This window comes from Mycobacterium sp. NGS34, from assembly GCF_059812845.1.
Genome location: NZ_JCALDM010000052.1, coordinates 1 through 1671, shown reverse-complemented (window position 1 = coordinate 1671; position 1671 = coordinate 1). Strand labels below are relative to the sequence as shown.

1 protein-coding gene is annotated in these 1671 nt (G+C 65.3%); it reads right to left on the bottom strand.

The annotated features are described in order from the left end of the window. Window positions 1–155: 155 nt before the first annotated feature. Window positions 156–1553 carry an IS1380 family transposase gene (locus tag AC5Y7V_RS31340; RefSeq protein WP_499883788.1) on the bottom strand — a complete coding sequence of 466 codons (1398 nt, stop codon included), beginning with the start codon at window positions 1551–1553 and terminating at the stop codon, window positions 156–158. Window positions 1554–1671: the final 118 nt, after the last annotated feature.

The following is a 1671-nucleotide window of genomic DNA, read 5'->3' as shown; positions in this document are numbered from 1 at the left end:
AGCCTCAATCCACCGACGCAGCGGGTGATGTAGGGACTTGATCGTTTGATTTTGTTCGGTGATGGTGTTGCAGATGGTTGGCGTGGTGGGTCCGCTGGTCTGTCCAGCTTTTCCTGTCGGTTCCTGGTCGGGCCTGTCCGGCGGGTCGGTCGGAGTCAGGCGGGTTGCGGGTGGAGGTAGCCGATTATGTTGCGCCACAACCTGAGCCATGCGTCTGTCCAGGGCCAGTGACTCGGCAGGTGTAGGACGGGTCGTCGTTGCGGACGGGCCAGGCGGGCGGGAATGTTGACGATCTTGCGGCGCAGGGTGGCCCCGCGCGCGACGGCGTGGTGGCCACCGGCGAGTGTTCCGGCTGCGCGCAGCAGGTTATGGGCGATCGCCGCGCACAGGATCCAGGCGGAGTTGGCGCCGAAGTGACCCGAGGGCATGTGCGCCAGCGGCCCATCGATCAGGTCGGCGAACACGGTTTCGATGATGGCGTGGCGGCGGTGGGTGATGTCGGCCTTGGCGACCGGTTCGGTGGAATCGGTGAGAAACGGGTGATACCGCCACACCGGGAACAGCGCATCGGGGTGGCGGGCGTCTTTGACCCGACGCACGATCAGCCGGGCGGTGACCGCGCTGCTGGTGCAAGCGAAAGCGGTGTATGAGATTTCGGCGACCTCAGCATCGGAGATCCAGGCGCCGGTGTCGGGGTCGCGGACCGCGCCGGGATAGCGCACCGGGGTCCAGGCGTGCTCGGGTATCTGCTCGATCGCCGCCTGCACTTTCGTGTTCTTGGTCAACACCAGGGAGAACCGGGCGCCGGCGCGGCGGCAGGCACCCACGACCGCGCGGGTGCCGTAAGCGGAGTCGCCGCGCACCAGAATCTGCCCAGTCACTCCGGCGGCGCGGGCGGTGGCGACGGCTTGGGCGACCATCCGGCCCGCGCCCTTGCCCGAGCCCGACTTGCCCGCACGTAGCCGCATCCCCGCGATCACCGGTGCCGCAGTATCGGTGCTGATCGTGGCCACCAGAGGCGAGAGACCTTTGCGCAGCACCTGCTTGCCGGCGATCTTGGTATGTCCGTAGCTGGCGCCCTGTTTGGCGTGACCATAGACCGGGCGCAGCAGCGAATCGATGTCGACAAATGCGCGCACCTGGGCGCCGGGCAGCAGCTCGACCCGATCACACAACCCGGACAAGTGGTGGTTCAGCACCGACTCCAACTGGCGGGCGTGGCCGAAACTGAACTCCCGCAACAGAGTTCCGATCGTCGAGGGCGCATACACGGCGCCGAACAAGGTCTTCATGCCACCCGAGCGCAGCACGTCGAGATCGTCGATGCTGTCCGCGCCCGCGCACATCCCCGCGATGAGCGTGACCAACTTCGGCGCCAGGTTCGCCGACCCGGACTTGATCTTCGGTTCGGCGATATAGACCCTATCGGCCAGCAGCTCGGGCAAAGCGGTCTGCTCGGCCAGTGTCATCACCGGCACCAGCCCGGCCAGCGACACGAGATTATCGTCATCGAACACCGCAGAATCGAGCGTGAAACTATGCGAGACTTGCACCGGAAGTGCCTTTCCGATCTGGACCGATTGTTGTGTGGGAACTCCAATCATCCCAGCTCAGAAGGCACTTTCCTCATATCGACACCCGGACCACCATCAATTGATCAGTGGATCGAGG